Annotated in this window: 15 protein-coding genes and 1 tRNA gene; 15 read left to right on the top strand and 1 reads right to left on the bottom strand. The window is 39.0% G+C overall.

Annotation, left to right across the window (positions count from 1 at the left end; genetic code table 11):
* Positions 1-89 precede the first annotated feature (89 nt).
* The 10 genes from HDC90_RS02250 (at position 90) to HDC90_RS02205 (ending at position 10,525) form a co-directional block, all read left to right on the top strand.
* On the top strand, positions 90-608 hold the full coding sequence (locus tag HDC90_RS02250) for a DUF2911 domain-containing protein (protein WP_184463437.1): 519 nt from the start codon (positions 90-92) through the stop codon (positions 606-608).
* A gap of 156 nt (positions 609-764) precedes the next feature.
* Complete coding sequence (locus tag HDC90_RS02245; RefSeq protein ID WP_184463435.1) at positions 765-2,465, top strand: ribulokinase; 1,701 nt, start codon at positions 765-767, stop codon at positions 2,463-2,465.
* Positions 2,462-3,163 carry an L-ribulose-5-phosphate 4-epimerase gene (locus HDC90_RS02240; protein WP_184463433.1) on the top strand — a complete coding sequence of 234 codons (702 nt, stop codon included), beginning with the start codon at positions 2,462-2,464 and terminating at the stop codon, positions 3,161-3,163. Before HDC90_RS02245 ends, HDC90_RS02240 begins: the two co-directional genes overlap by 4 nt.
* A 427-nt stretch (positions 3,164-3,590) precedes the next feature.
* The gene (araA, locus tag HDC90_RS02235; protein ID WP_184463431.1) at positions 3,591-5,081 is read left to right on the top strand and encodes an L-arabinose isomerase; all 1,491 of its coding nucleotides are present in this window, start codon (positions 3,591-3,593) and stop codon (positions 5,079-5,081) included.
* Positions 5,082-5,292: 211 nt separating this feature from the next.
* Positions 5,293-6,066, top strand: coding sequence for an IclR family transcriptional regulator (locus HDC90_RS02230; protein WP_184463429.1), 774 nt, complete (start codon positions 5,293-5,295; stop codon positions 6,064-6,066).
* Positions 6,067-6,388: 322 nt separating this feature from the next.
* Positions 6,389-7,153, top strand: a complete 765-nt coding sequence (locus tag HDC90_RS02225; RefSeq protein ID WP_184463427.1) for an SDR family NAD(P)-dependent oxidoreductase — start codon at positions 6,389-6,391, stop codon at positions 7,151-7,153.
* Between the two features lie 33 nt (positions 7,154-7,186).
* The gene (locus tag HDC90_RS02220; RefSeq protein WP_184463424.1) at positions 7,187-8,041 is read left to right on the top strand and encodes a fumarylacetoacetate hydrolase family protein; all 855 of its coding nucleotides are present in this window, start codon (positions 7,187-7,189) and stop codon (positions 8,039-8,041) included.
* Position 8,042: 1 nt separating this feature from the next.
* Positions 8,043-8,372: an L-rhamnose mutarotase gene (locus tag HDC90_RS02215; RefSeq protein ID WP_184463422.1), complete on the top strand. Its 330-nt coding sequence runs from the start codon at positions 8,043-8,045 to the stop codon at positions 8,370-8,372.
* A 13-nt stretch (positions 8,373-8,385) separates the two neighbouring features.
* Complete coding sequence (locus HDC90_RS02210) at positions 8,386-9,207, top strand: amidohydrolase (protein ID WP_184463419.1); 822 nt, start codon at positions 8,386-8,388, stop codon at positions 9,205-9,207.
* A 148-nt stretch (positions 9,208-9,355) separates the two neighbouring features.
* On the top strand, positions 9,356-10,525 hold the full coding sequence (locus HDC90_RS02205) for an alpha-hydroxy acid oxidase (RefSeq protein ID WP_184463417.1): 1,170 nt from the start codon (positions 9,356-9,358) through the stop codon (positions 10,523-10,525).
* A 195-nt stretch (positions 10,526-10,720) separates the two neighbouring features.
* On the opposite strand, the gene HDC90_RS02200 is transcribed toward HDC90_RS02205, so the two are convergent.
* Positions 10,721-11,872: an aldose epimerase family protein gene (locus tag HDC90_RS02200; protein ID WP_184463416.1), complete on the bottom strand. Its 1,152-nt coding sequence runs from the start codon at positions 11,870-11,872 to the stop codon at positions 10,721-10,723.
* A 189-nt stretch (positions 11,873-12,061) separates the two neighbouring features.
* Between HDC90_RS02200 and HDC90_RS02195 the strand changes: the two genes are divergently transcribed.
* The 5 genes from HDC90_RS02195 to HDC90_RS02175 all read left to right on the top strand — a co-directional run bounded on the left by HDC90_RS02195 (position 12,062) and on the right by HDC90_RS02175 (position 15,466).
* Positions 12,062-12,733, top strand: coding sequence for an HAD family phosphatase (locus HDC90_RS02195; protein ID WP_184463414.1), 672 nt, complete (start codon positions 12,062-12,064; stop codon positions 12,731-12,733).
* Between the two features lies 1 nt (position 12,734).
* On the top strand, positions 12,735-13,433 hold the full coding sequence (locus HDC90_RS02190) for an NUDIX domain-containing protein (RefSeq protein WP_184463412.1): 699 nt from the start codon (positions 12,735-12,737) through the stop codon (positions 13,431-13,433).
* Positions 13,434-13,613: 180 nt separating this feature from the next.
* Positions 13,614-13,686, top strand: a tRNA-Lys gene (locus tag HDC90_RS02185).
* 248 nt (positions 13,687-13,934) lie between these two features.
* Complete coding sequence (locus tag HDC90_RS02180) at positions 13,935-14,432, top strand: Arm DNA-binding domain-containing protein (RefSeq protein WP_184463410.1); 498 nt, start codon at positions 13,935-13,937, stop codon at positions 14,430-14,432.
* A 341-nt stretch (positions 14,433-14,773) separates the two neighbouring features.
* Positions 14,774-15,466 carry a hypothetical protein gene (locus HDC90_RS02175; protein ID WP_184463408.1) on the top strand — a complete coding sequence of 231 codons (693 nt, stop codon included), beginning with the start codon at positions 14,774-14,776 and terminating at the stop codon, positions 15,464-15,466.

The following is a 15,466-nucleotide window of genomic DNA, read 5'->3' as shown; positions in this document are numbered from 1 at the left end:
ATGTACCGGATAAGTGAAGAATAGTACAGAAAGGTACTGGTTTTATACCATATTTTAGAAAGCATAAATTTCAAATAAACACCATTAGCATGAGAAAATTAAAAATCGCAACTATAGCCCTTCTGATCATATCAGGAATTTGTGGAGGGGCATCTGCACAAACCAAAAAGCCAAGGGTAAGCCTCCCCGACACCGTAAAATCAGTGATTGGAAAAGCCAATATTATCATCGCATACAGCAGACCATCAGTAAAAGAAAGAAAAATATGGGGAAGTCTTGTCCCATTCGACTCTGTATGGCGTGCGGGTGCCAATGAAGCCACAACTTTTGAAACAGATCAGGATATAAAAGTTCAGGGAAAAAACCTTCCTGCAGGTAAATATGCTTTCTTTATTATCCCAAAGGAAAATCAGGATTGGATTGCCATATTCAATAAAGAACCTCAGCAATGGGGAGCATTTAAGTATAATATGAAACAGGATCAGTTGCGGGTGCCTGTAAAACCATTTAAAAATAAAGAAAAAGAAGATTTACTGACTTACCAGACCACAAATAAGAGTTTTTTATTAAAATGGGAAAATATCGTGTTACCGATCATAATTAAGTAAGTGTGCATTAAATATTATTTTTTAACCAAATTTAATAGCCTTCTGATCACCTACCAAGAGGCTTTTTCTTTTAACCAGGATGTAAGAATATTTAAAAAATCAATAAAATTTTTTAATTCAAATAAATAAACGTTAATTAGACATTTATTTATTGTTATGAGCACAGCAAACTATGTAATTGGAGTAGATTACGGGTCAGATTCTGTCCGGTCTGTTCTAGTCGATACCGCAAACGGAAAAGAATTAGCCTCGTCGGTTTTTCTTTATCCAAGATGGCAGAAAGGTTTATATTGTAAGCCCGCCGTTAATCAGTTCCGCCAGCATCCCTTAGATTATATTGAAGGTTTAACACACACTATAAAAGATTGCATAGCCAAAGCAGGTGGTGCAGAAATTGCACATTTGATAAAGGGAATTTCAGTTGATACAACTGGTTCTAGCCCGGTGGCGGTTGATGCAACGGGTACTCCCCTTGCTTTGACCAAAGGTTTTGAAGAAAATCCAAATGCCATGTTTGTACTTTGGAAAGATCATACATCAGTTAAAGAAGCCGCTGAAATCAATGAGCATGCTACCAAGTTCAGCACTAATTACCTTAAATATGTTGGTGGTATTTATTCATCAGAATGGTTCTGGTCTAAATTACTACATATTTTAAGGGTTGATTCGACTATAAAAAAAGGCGCAGCATCATGGGTTGAGCACTGCGACTGGATTCCGTTTTTACTTTGTGGTGGAAAAGATATCAAAGAGATGAAACGCAGCCGTTGTGCTGCCGGGCATAAAGCACTTTGGGCAGAAGAATTTAACGGTTTACCTCCTGAAGATTTCTTTAGCACTCTCGATCCCCTTTTAGCTGGTTTTAGAGCAAAATTATTTAACGATACCTATACTTCTGATGTTTCTGCTGGAACATTGAGCGAAGAATGGGCTACAAAACTAGGCTTAAATACTGATGTGGTTGTTGGTGTTGGTGCATTTGATGCACACATGGGGGCTGTTGGTGGGCAGATTGAGCCTTATTACCTGAGTAAAGTAATGGGTACGAGCACATGCGATATCTTAGTAGCTCCTAACCAGGATTTAGATGGCAAATTGATTAACGGTATCTGTGGACAAGTAAATGGCTCAGTAATTCCCGGGATGGCCGGATTAGAGGCCGGACAATCGGCTTTTGGCGATGTGTATGCCTGGTTCAAGAATTTAATTAGCTGGCCATTAAATCATTTACTTACAGAATCTGATGTAATTGATGAGGCGACAGCGAATGCTTTAAAGGCAGAATTAGAAGGAAAAATTATTGCTAACTTAAGCAAGCAGGCTGCTGCTTTGCAAGATGACGATTATGCAGAACTGGCTATTGATTGGTTAAACGGTCGTAGAACACCAGATGCAAACCAGGAACTAAAAGGCGCTATAACCGGTTTAGGTTTAGGAACCGATGCGCCACGGTTTTTCCGTGCTCTAGCTGCTGCAACGTGTTTCGGTGCCAAGGCTATTGTAGATCGTTTTAAAGAGCAAGGTGTGCCTGTAAAAGGGATTATTGGTATTGGCGGTGTAGCGAAAAAATCAGCTTATATTATGCAAATGATGGCCGATGTGTTGGAAATGCCGATCAGGATTCACCGTTTCGAGCATACCTGCGCATTAGGTGCGGCTATGTTCGCTGCAGTAGCAGCAGGTATTTATCCAAATATCGAAGCAGCTATGGTAGCCATGGGAACAGGTTTTGAAAAAGAATATAAGCCAAATATCAAAAAACAAAAACTTTACCGCCAGCATTACCAACAATATTTAGGCTTAGGCAGATACCTCGAGAAATACAACAAAAAAGATGTAAAACCTTACTTATCATGAGCAACTATCAAGATATAAAAGAACAGGCTTACCAGGCCAATATGCAATTACCTAAACTGGGATTAGTGCTTTTTACTTTCGGAAACGTGAGTGCAGCAGACCGATCAAAAGGGGTTTTTGCGATTAAACCAAGCGGTGTGCCTTACGAGGATTTATCGCCGGAAAAAATGGTAATCGTAGATTTTGACGGAAATACGGTTGAGGGGAGTTTACGCCCCTCATCAGATACTAAAACCCATGCGGTTTTATATAAACACTGGCAAGAAATCGGTGGGATTGTGCATACACATTCTACTTATGGAACCGCGTGGGCACAAGCACAAAGGCCCATTCCAATTTTTGGAACCACGCATGCCGATCATTTAACTGTAGATATTCCATGTGCGCCACCAATGGCCGATGAAATGATCAAAGGGAATTACGAGTATGAGACCGGTTTCCAGATTATGAACCATTTCGAAAGTTTAGGTCTGAGTTATAAAGAAGTGGAAATGATTTTGGTAGGTAACCACGCTCCTTTTACCTGGGGGAAAACGGCAGAGAAAGCAGTTTATAACAGTGCAGTTTTAGAAACTGTAGCACAAATGGCTTTGTTAACAGAACAGATCAATCCGAAAGCTCCAAAACTTAAAGATTCGTTAATAGAGAAACATTATGAACGTAAACATGGTGATGGCGCTTATTATGGGCAGAAATAAGTTTTGAGTTTGGTTGCATAAATTGAATTAAGGGTTTTGGAAAGCAATTGCAGTGGTACTTAGGGAACGAAAGTCCCGCCATTCGCTATAGTCCCGATGAAACCTGCGAAACAAGCAAGCGCGCCATAAATAAAAGACAAAAAAGTGCTTAAATCGGGAGCTGCCGCTGCTGTCGGGTTTAACATTGCAAGGTTTACCTAAGTAACCTAAACCTGATTGGAGTGCGCATGAGCCCAACCGCAGGCGGGCGAATAAAACGGAAAGCAGGACTATCCTAACCGATAAAAAACAGAACCTTGCTTTTCAAAAAAAGAATATGAATAATGGTTTGTGGAGACAGAGATCCAGAAAGTAAAAATAAAATATTTCGGTCTGTGAGGACATATGCCGGAGAGAATTGAATAAATTAAAAGTAACATAAATAGTAATGATTGATTTAAAAAAATTACAAGTTTGGTTTATTACCGGTACACAACATTTGTACGGTGAAGAAACCTTGAAACAAGTAGCGGCCCACGCCCAACAAGTAGCCGATTCGTTAAACCAGAATGGAAGTATTTCTGTTTCGGTAGTGTACAAGCCAATTGTAAAAACGACTGAAGAGATTTTCGAAACCTTACAACAAGCCAATATTGATGAGAATTGTATTGGGGTAATTACTTGGATGCACACCTTCTCTCCTGCTAAAATGTGGATCAGAGGTTTAAATGTATTGCAAAAACCTTTATTGCATTTACACACGCAGTTTAATCGCGATATTCCTTGGAATACTATCGATATGGATTTCATGAACTTGAACCAAAGCGCACATGGCGACCGCGAATTTGGTTTTATGGTGTCGCGGATGCGTAAAGACCGCAAAGTAGTTGTTGGCCATTGGCAGGATGAAGAAGTGGCTAAACAGATCGATACCTGGTGTAGGGCTGCTGCAGGTTGGCACGATTGGCAGGGCGCTAAATTTGCTCGTTTTGGCGATAATATGCGTTATGTTGCGGTTACAGATGGCGATAAGGTGGAAGCTGAAATGAAATTCGGTTTTGCGGTAAATACTTATGGCATAGGTGATTTGGTCGCCGTAATTAATGGAATAAGTGAAGATGCTATCCAGACTTTACTGAAAGAATATGAAGCTACTTATGAAATAGCTGATGATTTAAAAGCAGGTGGTGCAAGGCATTCATCCGTTTACGAGGCGGCCAAAATTGAATTGGGATTAAGGAAATTTCTAGAAGATGGGGGCTTTAAAGGCTTCTCTGATACTTTTGAAGATTTACACGGTATGATCCAGTTGCCAGGAATCGCAGCACAGCGTTTAATGGCTGATGGTTATGGTTTTGCAGGGGAAGGTGATTGGAAAACTGCGGCATTAGTACGCGCCTGCAAGGTAATGGGTGCAGGTTTAGCTGGTGGTAATGCATTTATGGAAGATTATACCTATCACTTCGATCCGGAAAATTCGATGGTTTTAGGCTCGCATATGCTTGAGGTTGATGCTTCTTTGGCGAGTGGAAAAGCCAGTTTGGAAGTTCATCCATTAGGTATTGGAGGTAAAGCTGATCCTGCCCGTTTGGTGTTTAATGTAGGCGGCGGCGATGCCTTAAACGCATCGTTAATTGATATGGGTAACCGTTTCCGTTTACTGGTAAACGAGGTTAAAGCAGTTGAAGCAGAGAATGACCTGCCTAACCTGCCTGTTGCCCGTGTACTATGGAAACCACTTCCGGATATGAAAACGGGTTGTGCGGCATGGATTTATGCAGGCGGTGCACATCATACTGCTTATAGCCAGAATTTAACCACCGAGCATTTATTGGATTTTGCGAATATTGCCGGTTTGGAATATGTGAATATCGGTGCCGATACCAAAATCAATCAGTTCAGAAATGAACTGCATTGGAACGAGGTTTTTTATAAGTAATTTCAATAAAGCAAGCTCAATGCTGAAGCCGGTGATCATTTGATTATCGGCTTTTTTTATGCAATCGTCATGTAAAATCATCCGTTGGCAAGCTGTTTAATAAGGGCATGAATTCATATTTAAATTATACAAAATCTTCTCTTCTATAAATAAGAAAGCATTTTGTATGTTTGAAATCGTAAGAATACGCTACAACCAAATTTAAACCTGAATGAACGAAAAAGAATCGAAGTACCAAGCTCCCGCTTTGGATAAAGGGCTTGACATATTGGAGTATTTATCCGCACAATCTATCCCATTGTCTCAAACTGAAATAGCAATCGGTATTGAAAAAACACCTAACGAAATTTACCGGATGTTGATGAGTTTAGAAAGTCGTGGTTATATTTTACGTGATGAGGTTTCGGGGAAATACAGACTATCGCTAAAGCTTTTTTACCTTTCGCATCGGCACTCACCTATTGATGAGCTCCGTAAAGCGGCGCAATTTCCATTAGAAGAACTGGCCAATACTATACGCCAGTCGTGCCATTTGAGTATTTTATACATGAATCAGGTGATGGTAATTATTCATGCCAAAAGCCCCGGACCAATTGCGCTTTCTATCGAAGAAGGCAATTTATTTCCATTGCTTTCAACCGCACCGGGCAAGGTTCTGTTAGCATATATGGCTGATGCAGAACGTAATACAGCATTAAAAAACAATGCTATTTTTAAGAAATATACCAAAGCGCAGCAAGAAGACTTTTTAAATGCTTTATTGGATATTCACCAGGCAGGTTCTTATTCTAAAAATAGTGATTCGGTATCTGGTGTAACCAATATTTCTATTCCTGTTGGCATTGAAAGCAAAGACGGCATTATTGCTTGTTTAACGATTTCGGTGTTAAATGCGCCGAATGTAAATCAGACAATTGCAAGCGATGTTATCCTTAGTGAAGCCTACAAATGTGCTAAAAAGATAGAACGGCGGATTGGAGTTTGAGTGCGTAACTTCCGTAAGCAGCTTTAAGTTTCTAATGGTTAGTATATTGCGGGAAAATGCCGTTTTGAATTGCCTCTCTGCTTCCCGTTTCTGTAATATTTTCAACTGCGGGCAAAATTGCTTTTTGTGTAATATTTGGCCCTATATTAAATACAGGTACAATCGTAAAATATAAGTAATAATACTTGGTAAGGCCATTTGAATATCCAGAACGGCGCATGACAATATCTGTTAATATTTAGGCAAGAAGATAAAATTTTTAATCAAGAATATTTATTTTATTTGTATCCTAATCAATTATAATTTATAACCAATCATATACATGTTTTCACTAAAAAATAAAAAAGCCGTAGTTACAGGCGGGGGAAGTGGCATAGGAAGAGCTATTGCAACTATTTTAGCCAAACAGGGTGCTGAGGTTCATATCATCGAATTGGGGACTGAACAGGCCCAGGATACCTTAGGTGAGATTAAAACAAATGGCGGTCGAGCTTACAGTTATGCCTGCGATGTTTCAGACCACCAGGCGGTTAAAGCTGTTTTTGAACAAATTGGAAGCATCAATATTTTAGTAAATAATGCGGGTATTGCACACATTGGTAAAGCCGATAACACCGAAGAAAGCGATTTCGATAGGGTAATGCGTGTAAATGTTAAAGGTGTTTACAACTGTTTGTATGCCGCTATTCCGCAAATCCGTTTAGCTGGTGGTGGTGTGATCGTCAACATGGCTTCTATTGCTGCATTAATTGGCCTACCAGATCGTTTTGCCTACAGTACAGCAAAAGGCGCGGTAAAAGCCATGACCATGAGTGTGGCCAAAGATTACATCGGCGAAAACATCAGGTGTAATTCTATTTCTCCGGCAAGGGTGCATACGCCATTTGTAGATGGCTTTTTACAGAAAAACTATCCAGATAATATCCCTGAAATGTTCGAGAAACTTTCTAAAACCCAACCTATCGGCAGAATGGCCAAACCTGAAGAAATTGGAGCATTGGCCCTATATTTATGTAGTGACGAAGCGTCATTTATTACGGGTTGCGATTACCCAATTGACGGGGGATTTACGACCTTAAACAATTAATAAATATTTTTAAATAAGATAAAGCATTTTATAATGAAATTAATAAGATTTGGTGAAGCAGGAGCAGAAAAACCGGGTGTAATTATCGGCGATAATTATTTTGATGTATCTGCATTGGTTAGCGATTATAACGAAGCATTTTTTGGTGGTGATGGCTTAGAAAAACTAAAATCAGCTGTTGCATCTGCTGATCTGCCTCAAGTTGATAAAGGGGTACGCCTTGGTCCGGCATTGGCACGTCCTTCTAAAATTATCTGTGTAGGCTTAAACTATAAAGATCATGCAGCCGAAACCAATGCTCCTATCCCATCAGAGCCGATTCTATTCTTCAAAGCTACTTCAGCTATTGTAGGCCCGAATGATGATCTGGTTATTCCTAAAAATAGTAAAAAAACCGACTGGGAGGTAGAATTGGCTATTGTAATTGGTAAAAAAGCCAGTTATGTAAGTGAAGAAAATGCATTAGCGCATATCGCAGGTTACGTTTTGCACAACGATTATAGTGAACGCGAATTCCAGTTAGAGCGCAACGGACAGTGGGTTAAAGGAAAAAGCGCCGATACTTTTGCGCCTATCGGGCCATTTATTGCTACTCAGGATGAAATTGCTGATGTGCACAACTTACGCCTTTGGTTAACTGTAAACGGTAAAACATTGCAGGATGGTAATACTTCAAACCTGATTTTCAATGTGCCATTTATGGTTTCATATATCAGTCAGTTTATGACCCTTTTACCGGGCGATGTAATTACAACAGGTACGCCTGCAGGTGTTGGTTTAGGTCAAAAACCTGAGCCCTGGTATTTAAAACCTGGCGATGTGGTTGAATTAGGTATTGATGGTTTAGGTACTAGCAAGCAAACTGTTAAAGCTTACAGCGAAAATTAATATGAAAAGATATTGCCTGGCACTTGATCTGGTTGATGATGCAAAGCTTATTGAAGAATATAAGCAATACCACCAATCGGTTTGGCCTGAAATTAAAGAAAGTATCACCTCTTCTGGGATCGAAAACCTGGATATATACCTCACTGGTAATCGGCTGTTTATGATTATGGAAGTGAATGAAAGCTTTTCTTTTGAGGCGAAAGGTGCCGCCGATTTAGCCAACCCAAAAGTGCAGGAATGGGAAACCTTAATGTGGAAATTCCAGCAGGCTTTACCTGGTGCCAAACCTGGTGAAAAATGGATCTTAATGGACCAGATATTTAAACTTTAGTGCTTTTTTTAATATGATTGATACCCACGTACATTTTTGGAATTTCGACCCGGTTAGAGATAACTGGATTAATGACGATATGCAAATCATCCGCAAAGATTTTTTTCCTGAAAACCTGGTGGAACCCTATAACGATCTACATATTACCGGCTGTATTGCTGTGCAGGCCAGTCAGTCAGAAGAGGAAAACCATTTCCTCTTAAAATTGGCAGCGCAGAACGAAATTATAAAAGGTATTGTGGGTTGGGTTGATTTGCTTAACCCCAATCTGGATGAACGGTTAGGCTTTTGGCAAAATCATAAAACCATTAAAGGCTGGCGACATGTTCTGCAGGCCGAGAACCGAGATTTTATCCTTAATCCGGCTTTTATTGCAGGTATTAAGCAATTAAAAAAATACAATTATACTTACGATTTATTGTGTTACCACAATCAGTTGGAAGCCATTATACAAATGGTTGATCAAATTCCCGATCAGCCATTTGTATTGGATCATTGCGGCAAGCCAGATGTAAAAAAACAAGATTTGAAGGTATGGGCAGAAAATATTAAAACTTTGGCGGCCAACCCAAATGTATGGTGCAAAGTATCGGGCCTATTAGCCGAAGCTGATTGGAAAAACTGGACTGAAAAAGAGTTGTTTAACTGCTTCGACGTTATATTTGAACAGTTTGGCCCTGAACGGGCGATGTATGGTAGCGATTGGCCGGTGATGTTAATCAGCAGACCTTACCAGGATTGGTTTAATTTGGTAAATAAATATACAGAACGTTTTACAGTTGCAGAAAGAAAATTGATCTTTTTAGATAATGCAAAGAGATTTTACAGGCTTTAAAGACTGCTTTTTACGCTGCCAGCGCTAATACCTGGTGCCTAAATTCTCTAAAAAACGAAATATAGCCTATAGTGCAGGACGGAGATTACAACATATTGTGTTAGTTTTCGATTTTTAACATGCCTGCGGCCAAGACAATAATTAAATAATGAGCAAAAAAATTACGTTTCCTTACCATCCTCAATATCCTTCGGTAGCTGACCTTAGACATAAAGCAAAAAGAAGAATACCGAAATTTGCATTCGATTATTTAGAAGGTGGCTGTAACGAAGGGCTAAACCTGGCCCGTAACGAAACAGATTTTGATAATATATACTTAAAACCCAATTATTTGCGTGTAGGTGGAGATATTGATATGTCGGTTGAGCTTTTTGGCCGTAAATACAGTGCGCCCTTTGGCGTTTCTCCAATTGGTTTACAGGGTTTAATGTGGCCAAATGCGCCTGAAATTCTGGCCAAAGCTGCAGCCAAACACGATATCCCCTATACACTGAGTACGGTATCTACCAGCAGTATCGAGCGCATTGCCGAAGTTTCTGAAGGAAAAGCCTGGTTTCAGCTTTATCACCCTACGGAAAATAAATTGAGGGATGATATTTTATCGCGATTGAAAGCGGTAGAGTGCCCCGTTTTGGTTGTGCTGGTAGATGTTCCCGCCTTCGGATTAAGGTATAAAGAAATTAAAAGCGGCCTTTCTATACCACCTAAAATGTCGGTAAACAATATTTTACAGGCATTTGCAAGGCCATTATGGGGTATTAAAACACTTCAGCATGGCATCCCTTCGTTTGCTACCTTAAAGCCATATATGGAAAAAGGAATGGATATGTCGCAGCTCGGGCAGTTTATGAACAGAACGTTTACCGGGAAAGTTGACATTGAAAAGGTTTCGGCCATCCGCGAAATCTGGAAAGGACCATTGGTATTAAAGGGCATTGCTACAGATGAAGATATGCAGGCAGCTATACAGATTGGTGTTGATGGCGTTATTGTTTCGAATCATGGTGGGCGACAAATTGATGCGGGCGAATCATCGATCAACTCTTTAATTAAACTCGCCGGAAATGAAGCCTATAAATCTAAACTTAAGATCATGTTAGATGGAGGGATCCGCTCGGGTGTTGATTTAGCCAGGGCGCATGCGGTAGGTTCTGAATTCAACTTTATGGGCCGTCCGTTTATGTATGGCGTTGGCGCATTGGGTAATGAAGGCGGAAATCATACCATTAATATGTTTAAAGCCCATTTGTATCAGATTATGCAACAGCTCACGATAGAAAAAATTTCGCAATTTCCAGAAAGGTTATTAGAATTATAATTTAAGCAGGATATCCCCCTTTGCACTACTCGTCATTGCCAGCTTGACTGGCAATCTTAATGCAGAAAAAGCCCTTATAGGTGATTATCCGTGCCTCTGTGGCCCGAAAGCGCTAGGCGTAAATAAAAAAAGACCTCACAGGTTTCTAAAACCTGTGAGGTCTTTGGTTATAGCTAACTTTTTTAACCAGCTATCTTATTTCGAGAACTTATAAGTGGTACTCGTTTTATAGGTTTCGCCCGGTTTAAGCACGGTTGAAGCAAAATTCGGATGGTTTGGTGCATCAGGAAAGTGTTGTGTTTCTAAACAGAAAGCCGAACGGTGTGGGTAAGATTTACCGCCTTTACCATCTTTATCGGCTCCGGTCAAGAAATTACCACTGTAAAACTGTAAACCAGGCTCGGTAGTAATTACCGATAAAACTATGCCTGTTTTGGTACTTTTAACCACGGCTACCGGTGTTTTACCATCGTGGTGGGTTAAGACAAAGTTATGGTCGTAACCTTTACCAAATTTCAATTGCTCGTCTTTATCTTCAATTTGTTTACCAATTAGTTTGGCTTTGTTAAAATCGAAAGCGGTACCCGCAACAGGTTGCAATTTACCGGTTGGGATCAAGGTCGAGTCAACTGGTGTATAAGCATTTGCATCAATGGTTAGCTCGTGGTCTAAAATAGTGCTATCACCTTCGCCATTTAGGTTAAAATAAGCATGGTTGGTTAAGTTTACAATGGTGCTTTTATCAGTGGTTGCTACGTAATCAATTTGCAGCGCATTGTCGTCAGTTAAAGTATAAGTTACCTTCACATCCAGTTTACCCGGATAACCCGCTTCGCCATCATTAGAAACGTAGCTCAATTCAAGCTTGGTGCTATCCAGTTGTTTCGCGTCCCACACTTTGCCGAAAAAGCCATCGGTACCGCCGTGTAAAGTGTTTACACCATCGTTAAGCTGTAACTGGTATTCTTTGCCGTCTAAAGTAAATTTACCTTTGCCAATACGGTTTCCGTAGCGGCCAATTAAAGCGCCAAAAAACGGCTCGCCTTTTTTACGGTAAGCACCCACGCTATCGTAACCCAATACCACATCGGTTAATTTATTGTCTTTATCGGGTACCAGCAACGAAACTACCCTACCACCATAATTGCTAATCGATACCGAAGCACCTTGCTTGTTTTTCAACGTGTAAAGTTTAACGGTTTTACCATCAATGGTACTGCTGTATTTTAACGAATCGGTTTTCACGTTTGCCTGTGTTTCTTTATCAGATTTAGGATTACATGAAGTAAAAGCAAGAGCTAAACATAACGTAGCGAAAGGCAAAGCCTTAAAGAATATTTTTTTCATGGATTAAAAATTTGTGAAAGCGGATCTGCAATTGCGCACAAAATTAGACACGGCTTCATATTGATTTATTTTTGGTTAAGGCTAATGTAGGAAAAAATTATTAACGTTAAAGTAACGATTATATTTATTTTTTCATAATATCGAAGAGGATTCTCAACAGTAAAAAAAATCACATAATTTAGCAGCTATATGTATGATTTGAATTTTAAGCCTAAAGCTTTTCTTTTCGATTTGAACGGTACGATGATTAATGATATGGAATACCATACTTTAGCCTGGTACAGCATTATGACAGAAGACTTAGGTGCCAGACTCGATTACAAAAGCGTAAAAAAAGAAATGTATGGGAAGAACCACGAAGTTTTAGAACGCGTTTTCGGAAAAGGTAAATTTAATGCTGAAGAAATAGAACGCCTTTCTATCGATAAAGAAAAGCGTTATCAACAAGGTTATATGGCGCATTTGGCTTTGATTGATGGATTAGATCGATTTTTGGAACGTACAAAACAGGCCAATATTCCAATGGCGATCGGATCTGCAGCAATACCTTTTAATATAGATTTTGTAATAGATGGCTTAAATATCCGTCATTATTTAGATGCAATAATTAGTGCAGATGATGTAAAAACAAGCAAGCCAGATCCAGAAACTTTTTTAAAGGCAGCGGCAGCATTAAATATTATACCAGCAGAATGCCTGGTTTTTGAAGATGCGCCGAAAGGTGTAGAATCTGCTTTAAATGCAGGTATGCCCTGTATCGTATTAACCACCACACATACAATCGAAGAGTTTGAAGGCTATCCAAATATCTTAGGCTATATTACAGATTATAACGACGCTAAACTAAATACGCTATTTTAATATGGGAAAATATTTAAATCAAAAACCTGTTCTTGTTGCAGTAGACTGCATTATTTTTGGTTATGACGGCGATCAGCTAAAACTTTTGGTGATCAAAAGAGCAATAGAACCGGTAAAAGATCAATGGAGCTTGATGGGTGGTTTTATCGGTGAGCAAGAAGATCTTGACGGGGCTGCCAAAAGGATTTTACTGGAATTAACCGGTTTACACGACGTATACCTCGAGCAGCTGCATGCATATGGCCATCCAGATCGTGACCCTATCGAACGAACCGTTTCAGTAGTTTATTTTGCACTAATAGACATTAATAAATACCATAAACAGATAAACAACCAATACCACGCCGAGTGGTTTAAACTTAAAGAAGTTCCTGAACTAGTTTTTGACCACAATGTGATGGTTAAGGCAGCGATGGATAAAATTCGCTATCAGGCTGCCCTACATCCTGTTTTGTTTGAGCTGTTGCCAAAACGATTTACCATACCACAACTTCAGGCCTTGTACGAACAGGTTTACGATTCGCCAATTGATAACCGAAATTTTATCCGTAAGATTACAGCCAGTGGCTTATTAATCAAACAGACTGAAAAGGATAAATCAAGTTCGCGTCGTGGGGCTTTTTATTTTAAACTGGATAAAAATAAACACAAGGCACAATTCCAGTCGTTTTTAAACTTTATCCCCAAAGCGAGTAAATAATGTGGCTTGTTGATGGGGTAAAATAAATTTTAAGATTATTTTTAATTGTACAAAATTTAAAATCAAGTAGTTATAGTGGTTAGTTTTAACCTTATAAAAAAACATCAAAAACATTTTTAAAAAATGTTTGCATGGAAAGGATAAATCCCTATATTTGCACCTCCTTAAACAAAAGGAAATGATTCCGTAGCTCAGCTGGTAGAGCATTACACTTTTAATGTAGTGGTCCTGGGTTCGAATCCCAGCGGGATCACAAGAAACAATATCAAAGAGAACTAAAACCCTGCAAATCAAATGATTGCAGGGTTTTTGCTTTTACGGGTTATACCAAAATATGCACGAAATCGCATATAAAATGTGCGTCATTCGGAGCGTCGTTCTTTATAATATCAAACTCCCCTAATTCGTACTAAAGCATTGATTTTCAGCTAGTTTAATGAATGAACATCTTGTGTGAATGAAACTGCAAAGCTATTTTTGTTTAACCTTAATGTTATCGTTATGAAAACTAATTTTAGCGTGCTTTTCTTTTTGAAAAGGCCAAAGAACTACACAAAAGGGACTGTTTACTTTATCTTTTTAAGAATTACAGTGGACGGGATTCGTGCGGAAATGTCGACCAGCAGAACTTGCGAGCTGGAACGGTGGAGTGCAAAAGTTGATACAAAGGAAGATGTTAAAACCCTTAATGCTTATCTGGAAAACATGAAAGCAGCGGTTTATGCAGCGCATCCCCTTCTTAGTGTGGATGGAGCCGAAGTAACTGCCAATAGTGTTAAATGCAGATATTTAGGCAAGGAAGAAAGTACACACACCATCTTAGGGGCTATTAAAATACACAATGCAAAGATGAAAGCATTGGTGGAAAAAGAGGAATATGCTCCCGGAACGCTTAAAAGGTTTGAGGTACTGAAAAGGCATGTTGAGGACTATCTGGCCTCAAAGTATAGCAAAAAGGATTTTAATGTTAAAAGTATATTATTCATTTTTGGCAAGTAAAGGTCAATAGAAAGCGCTGTATTATCCAGAAGAATAGCTGTTTTATTGTATATGTTTTTTAATTATGGAGCTTATTTTAGATTTGGTGTAAAATAGTAGGGTACTGGTGTAAAAAAAATGTAGAATGTCCTAAGCTCTTTATTTTTGAATTAAATAAGGCTAATTGATCTATTGGGCGTTTATGCCGAAATCTCATTCCTGATTTTTTTGTAGCATAATTTAATTCTGCTTAATTGTAAGGTTTATTTGCTAAATATGTGCAGCTAAATTCAACGATCTCTATTTGTCGTTTAATTGATTTAAACAAATTAAAAACAACAAATAACTAAAAAACAAAAACTATGAAAACAATTCAAAAACCATTTAAAAATTGGGGTGGTTTAATTTTAATTTCGGCAATCTTGCTTGGCGCTTGCAAGAAGGACATTGCTAAAGATTCTACTTATGAAACTAAACAACAGAAGTTAGAAAAAGCAATGTTGCTGGCGGGATTAAAACCTGTTGCTGAGAAAGATATTCCGATTGGAATTAAACCAATAGAGCTTTCCGATGCAGAAGCTGATAGTATTATTAATGGTTTGGTCCCCAAACACGATAATGTATCCATATTCAGCAAAAGTAGACCCATTCTTGCCACTTTACCGATTGCGAATGCTAGGGTCAATAACACGATCATGGACGATGATGGAGGAGATGTGCCATGGGGCACAGTTAACATATTGGGATCTACACAGATCTATTTTTTTGTTACTGTAACCATTGGTGTTAATTTAACATTTAATAAGATAAAATCTCAAGGGGGCTTTAAATACACAACAGCCAATACGGTTGTAACTGCCACAAAAGCAAGTGATGCTTCTGGTGCATTGACTTATAGTGGAGTTATTGATCCAGTGGCAAGCTATGTCGATGGTTCTGTAAGTTTTACTTCCAGAATTACTTTGTACTATAGGTACGGGGGCGGATATTGGGAAGGAAGTAGAAAGGTCAGCGCAGGTGGAAGCAATAATACACTAACTGTAACTGTAGAATAA

This window comes from Pedobacter sp. AK013, from assembly GCF_014205835.1.
Classification (GTDB): Bacteria; Bacteroidota; Bacteroidia; order Sphingobacteriales; family Sphingobacteriaceae; genus Pedobacter.
Note: the sequence above shows the minus strand (reverse complement) of the source record. Positions and strands in the feature narration are given on the sequence as shown.

Coding starts and splice junctions, on each gene's coding strand:
- HDC90_RS02250 (WP_184463437.1), top strand. CDS start 90: ATGAGAAAATTAAAAATCGCAACTATAGCCCTTCTGATCATATCAGGA.
- HDC90_RS02245 (WP_184463435.1), top strand. CDS start 765: ATGAGCACAGCAAACTATGTAATTGGAGTAGATTACGGGTCAGATTCT.
- HDC90_RS02240 (WP_184463433.1), top strand. CDS start 2,462: ATGAGCAACTATCAAGATATAAAAGAACAGGCTTACCAGGCCAATATG.
- araA (WP_184463431.1), top strand. CDS start 3,591: ATGATTGATTTAAAAAAATTACAAGTTTGGTTTATTACCGGTACACAA.
- HDC90_RS02230 (WP_184463429.1), top strand. CDS start 5,293: ATGAACGAAAAAGAATCGAAGTACCAAGCTCCCGCTTTGGATAAAGGG.
- HDC90_RS02225 (WP_184463427.1), top strand. CDS start 6,389: ATGTTTTCACTAAAAAATAAAAAAGCCGTAGTTACAGGCGGGGGAAGT.
- HDC90_RS02220 (WP_184463424.1), top strand. CDS start 7,187: ATGAAATTAATAAGATTTGGTGAAGCAGGAGCAGAAAAACCGGGTGTA.
- HDC90_RS02215 (WP_184463422.1), top strand. CDS start 8,043: ATGAAAAGATATTGCCTGGCACTTGATCTGGTTGATGATGCAAAGCTT.
- HDC90_RS02210 (WP_184463419.1), top strand. CDS start 8,386: ATGATTGATACCCACGTACATTTTTGGAATTTCGACCCGGTTAGAGAT.
- HDC90_RS02205 (WP_184463417.1), top strand. CDS start 9,356: ATGAGCAAAAAAATTACGTTTCCTTACCATCCTCAATATCCTTCGGTA.
- HDC90_RS02200 (WP_184463416.1), bottom strand. CDS start 11,872: ATGAAAAAAATATTCTTTAAGGCTTTGCCTTTCGCTACGTTATGTTTA.
- HDC90_RS02195 (WP_184463414.1), top strand. CDS start 12,062: ATGTATGATTTGAATTTTAAGCCTAAAGCTTTTCTTTTCGATTTGAAC.
- HDC90_RS02190 (WP_184463412.1), top strand. CDS start 12,735: ATGGGAAAATATTTAAATCAAAAACCTGTTCTTGTTGCAGTAGACTGC.
- HDC90_RS02180 (WP_184463410.1), top strand. CDS start 13,935: ATGAAAACTAATTTTAGCGTGCTTTTCTTTTTGAAAAGGCCAAAGAAC.
- HDC90_RS02175 (WP_184463408.1), top strand. CDS start 14,774: ATGAAAACAATTCAAAAACCATTTAAAAATTGGGGTGGTTTAATTTTA.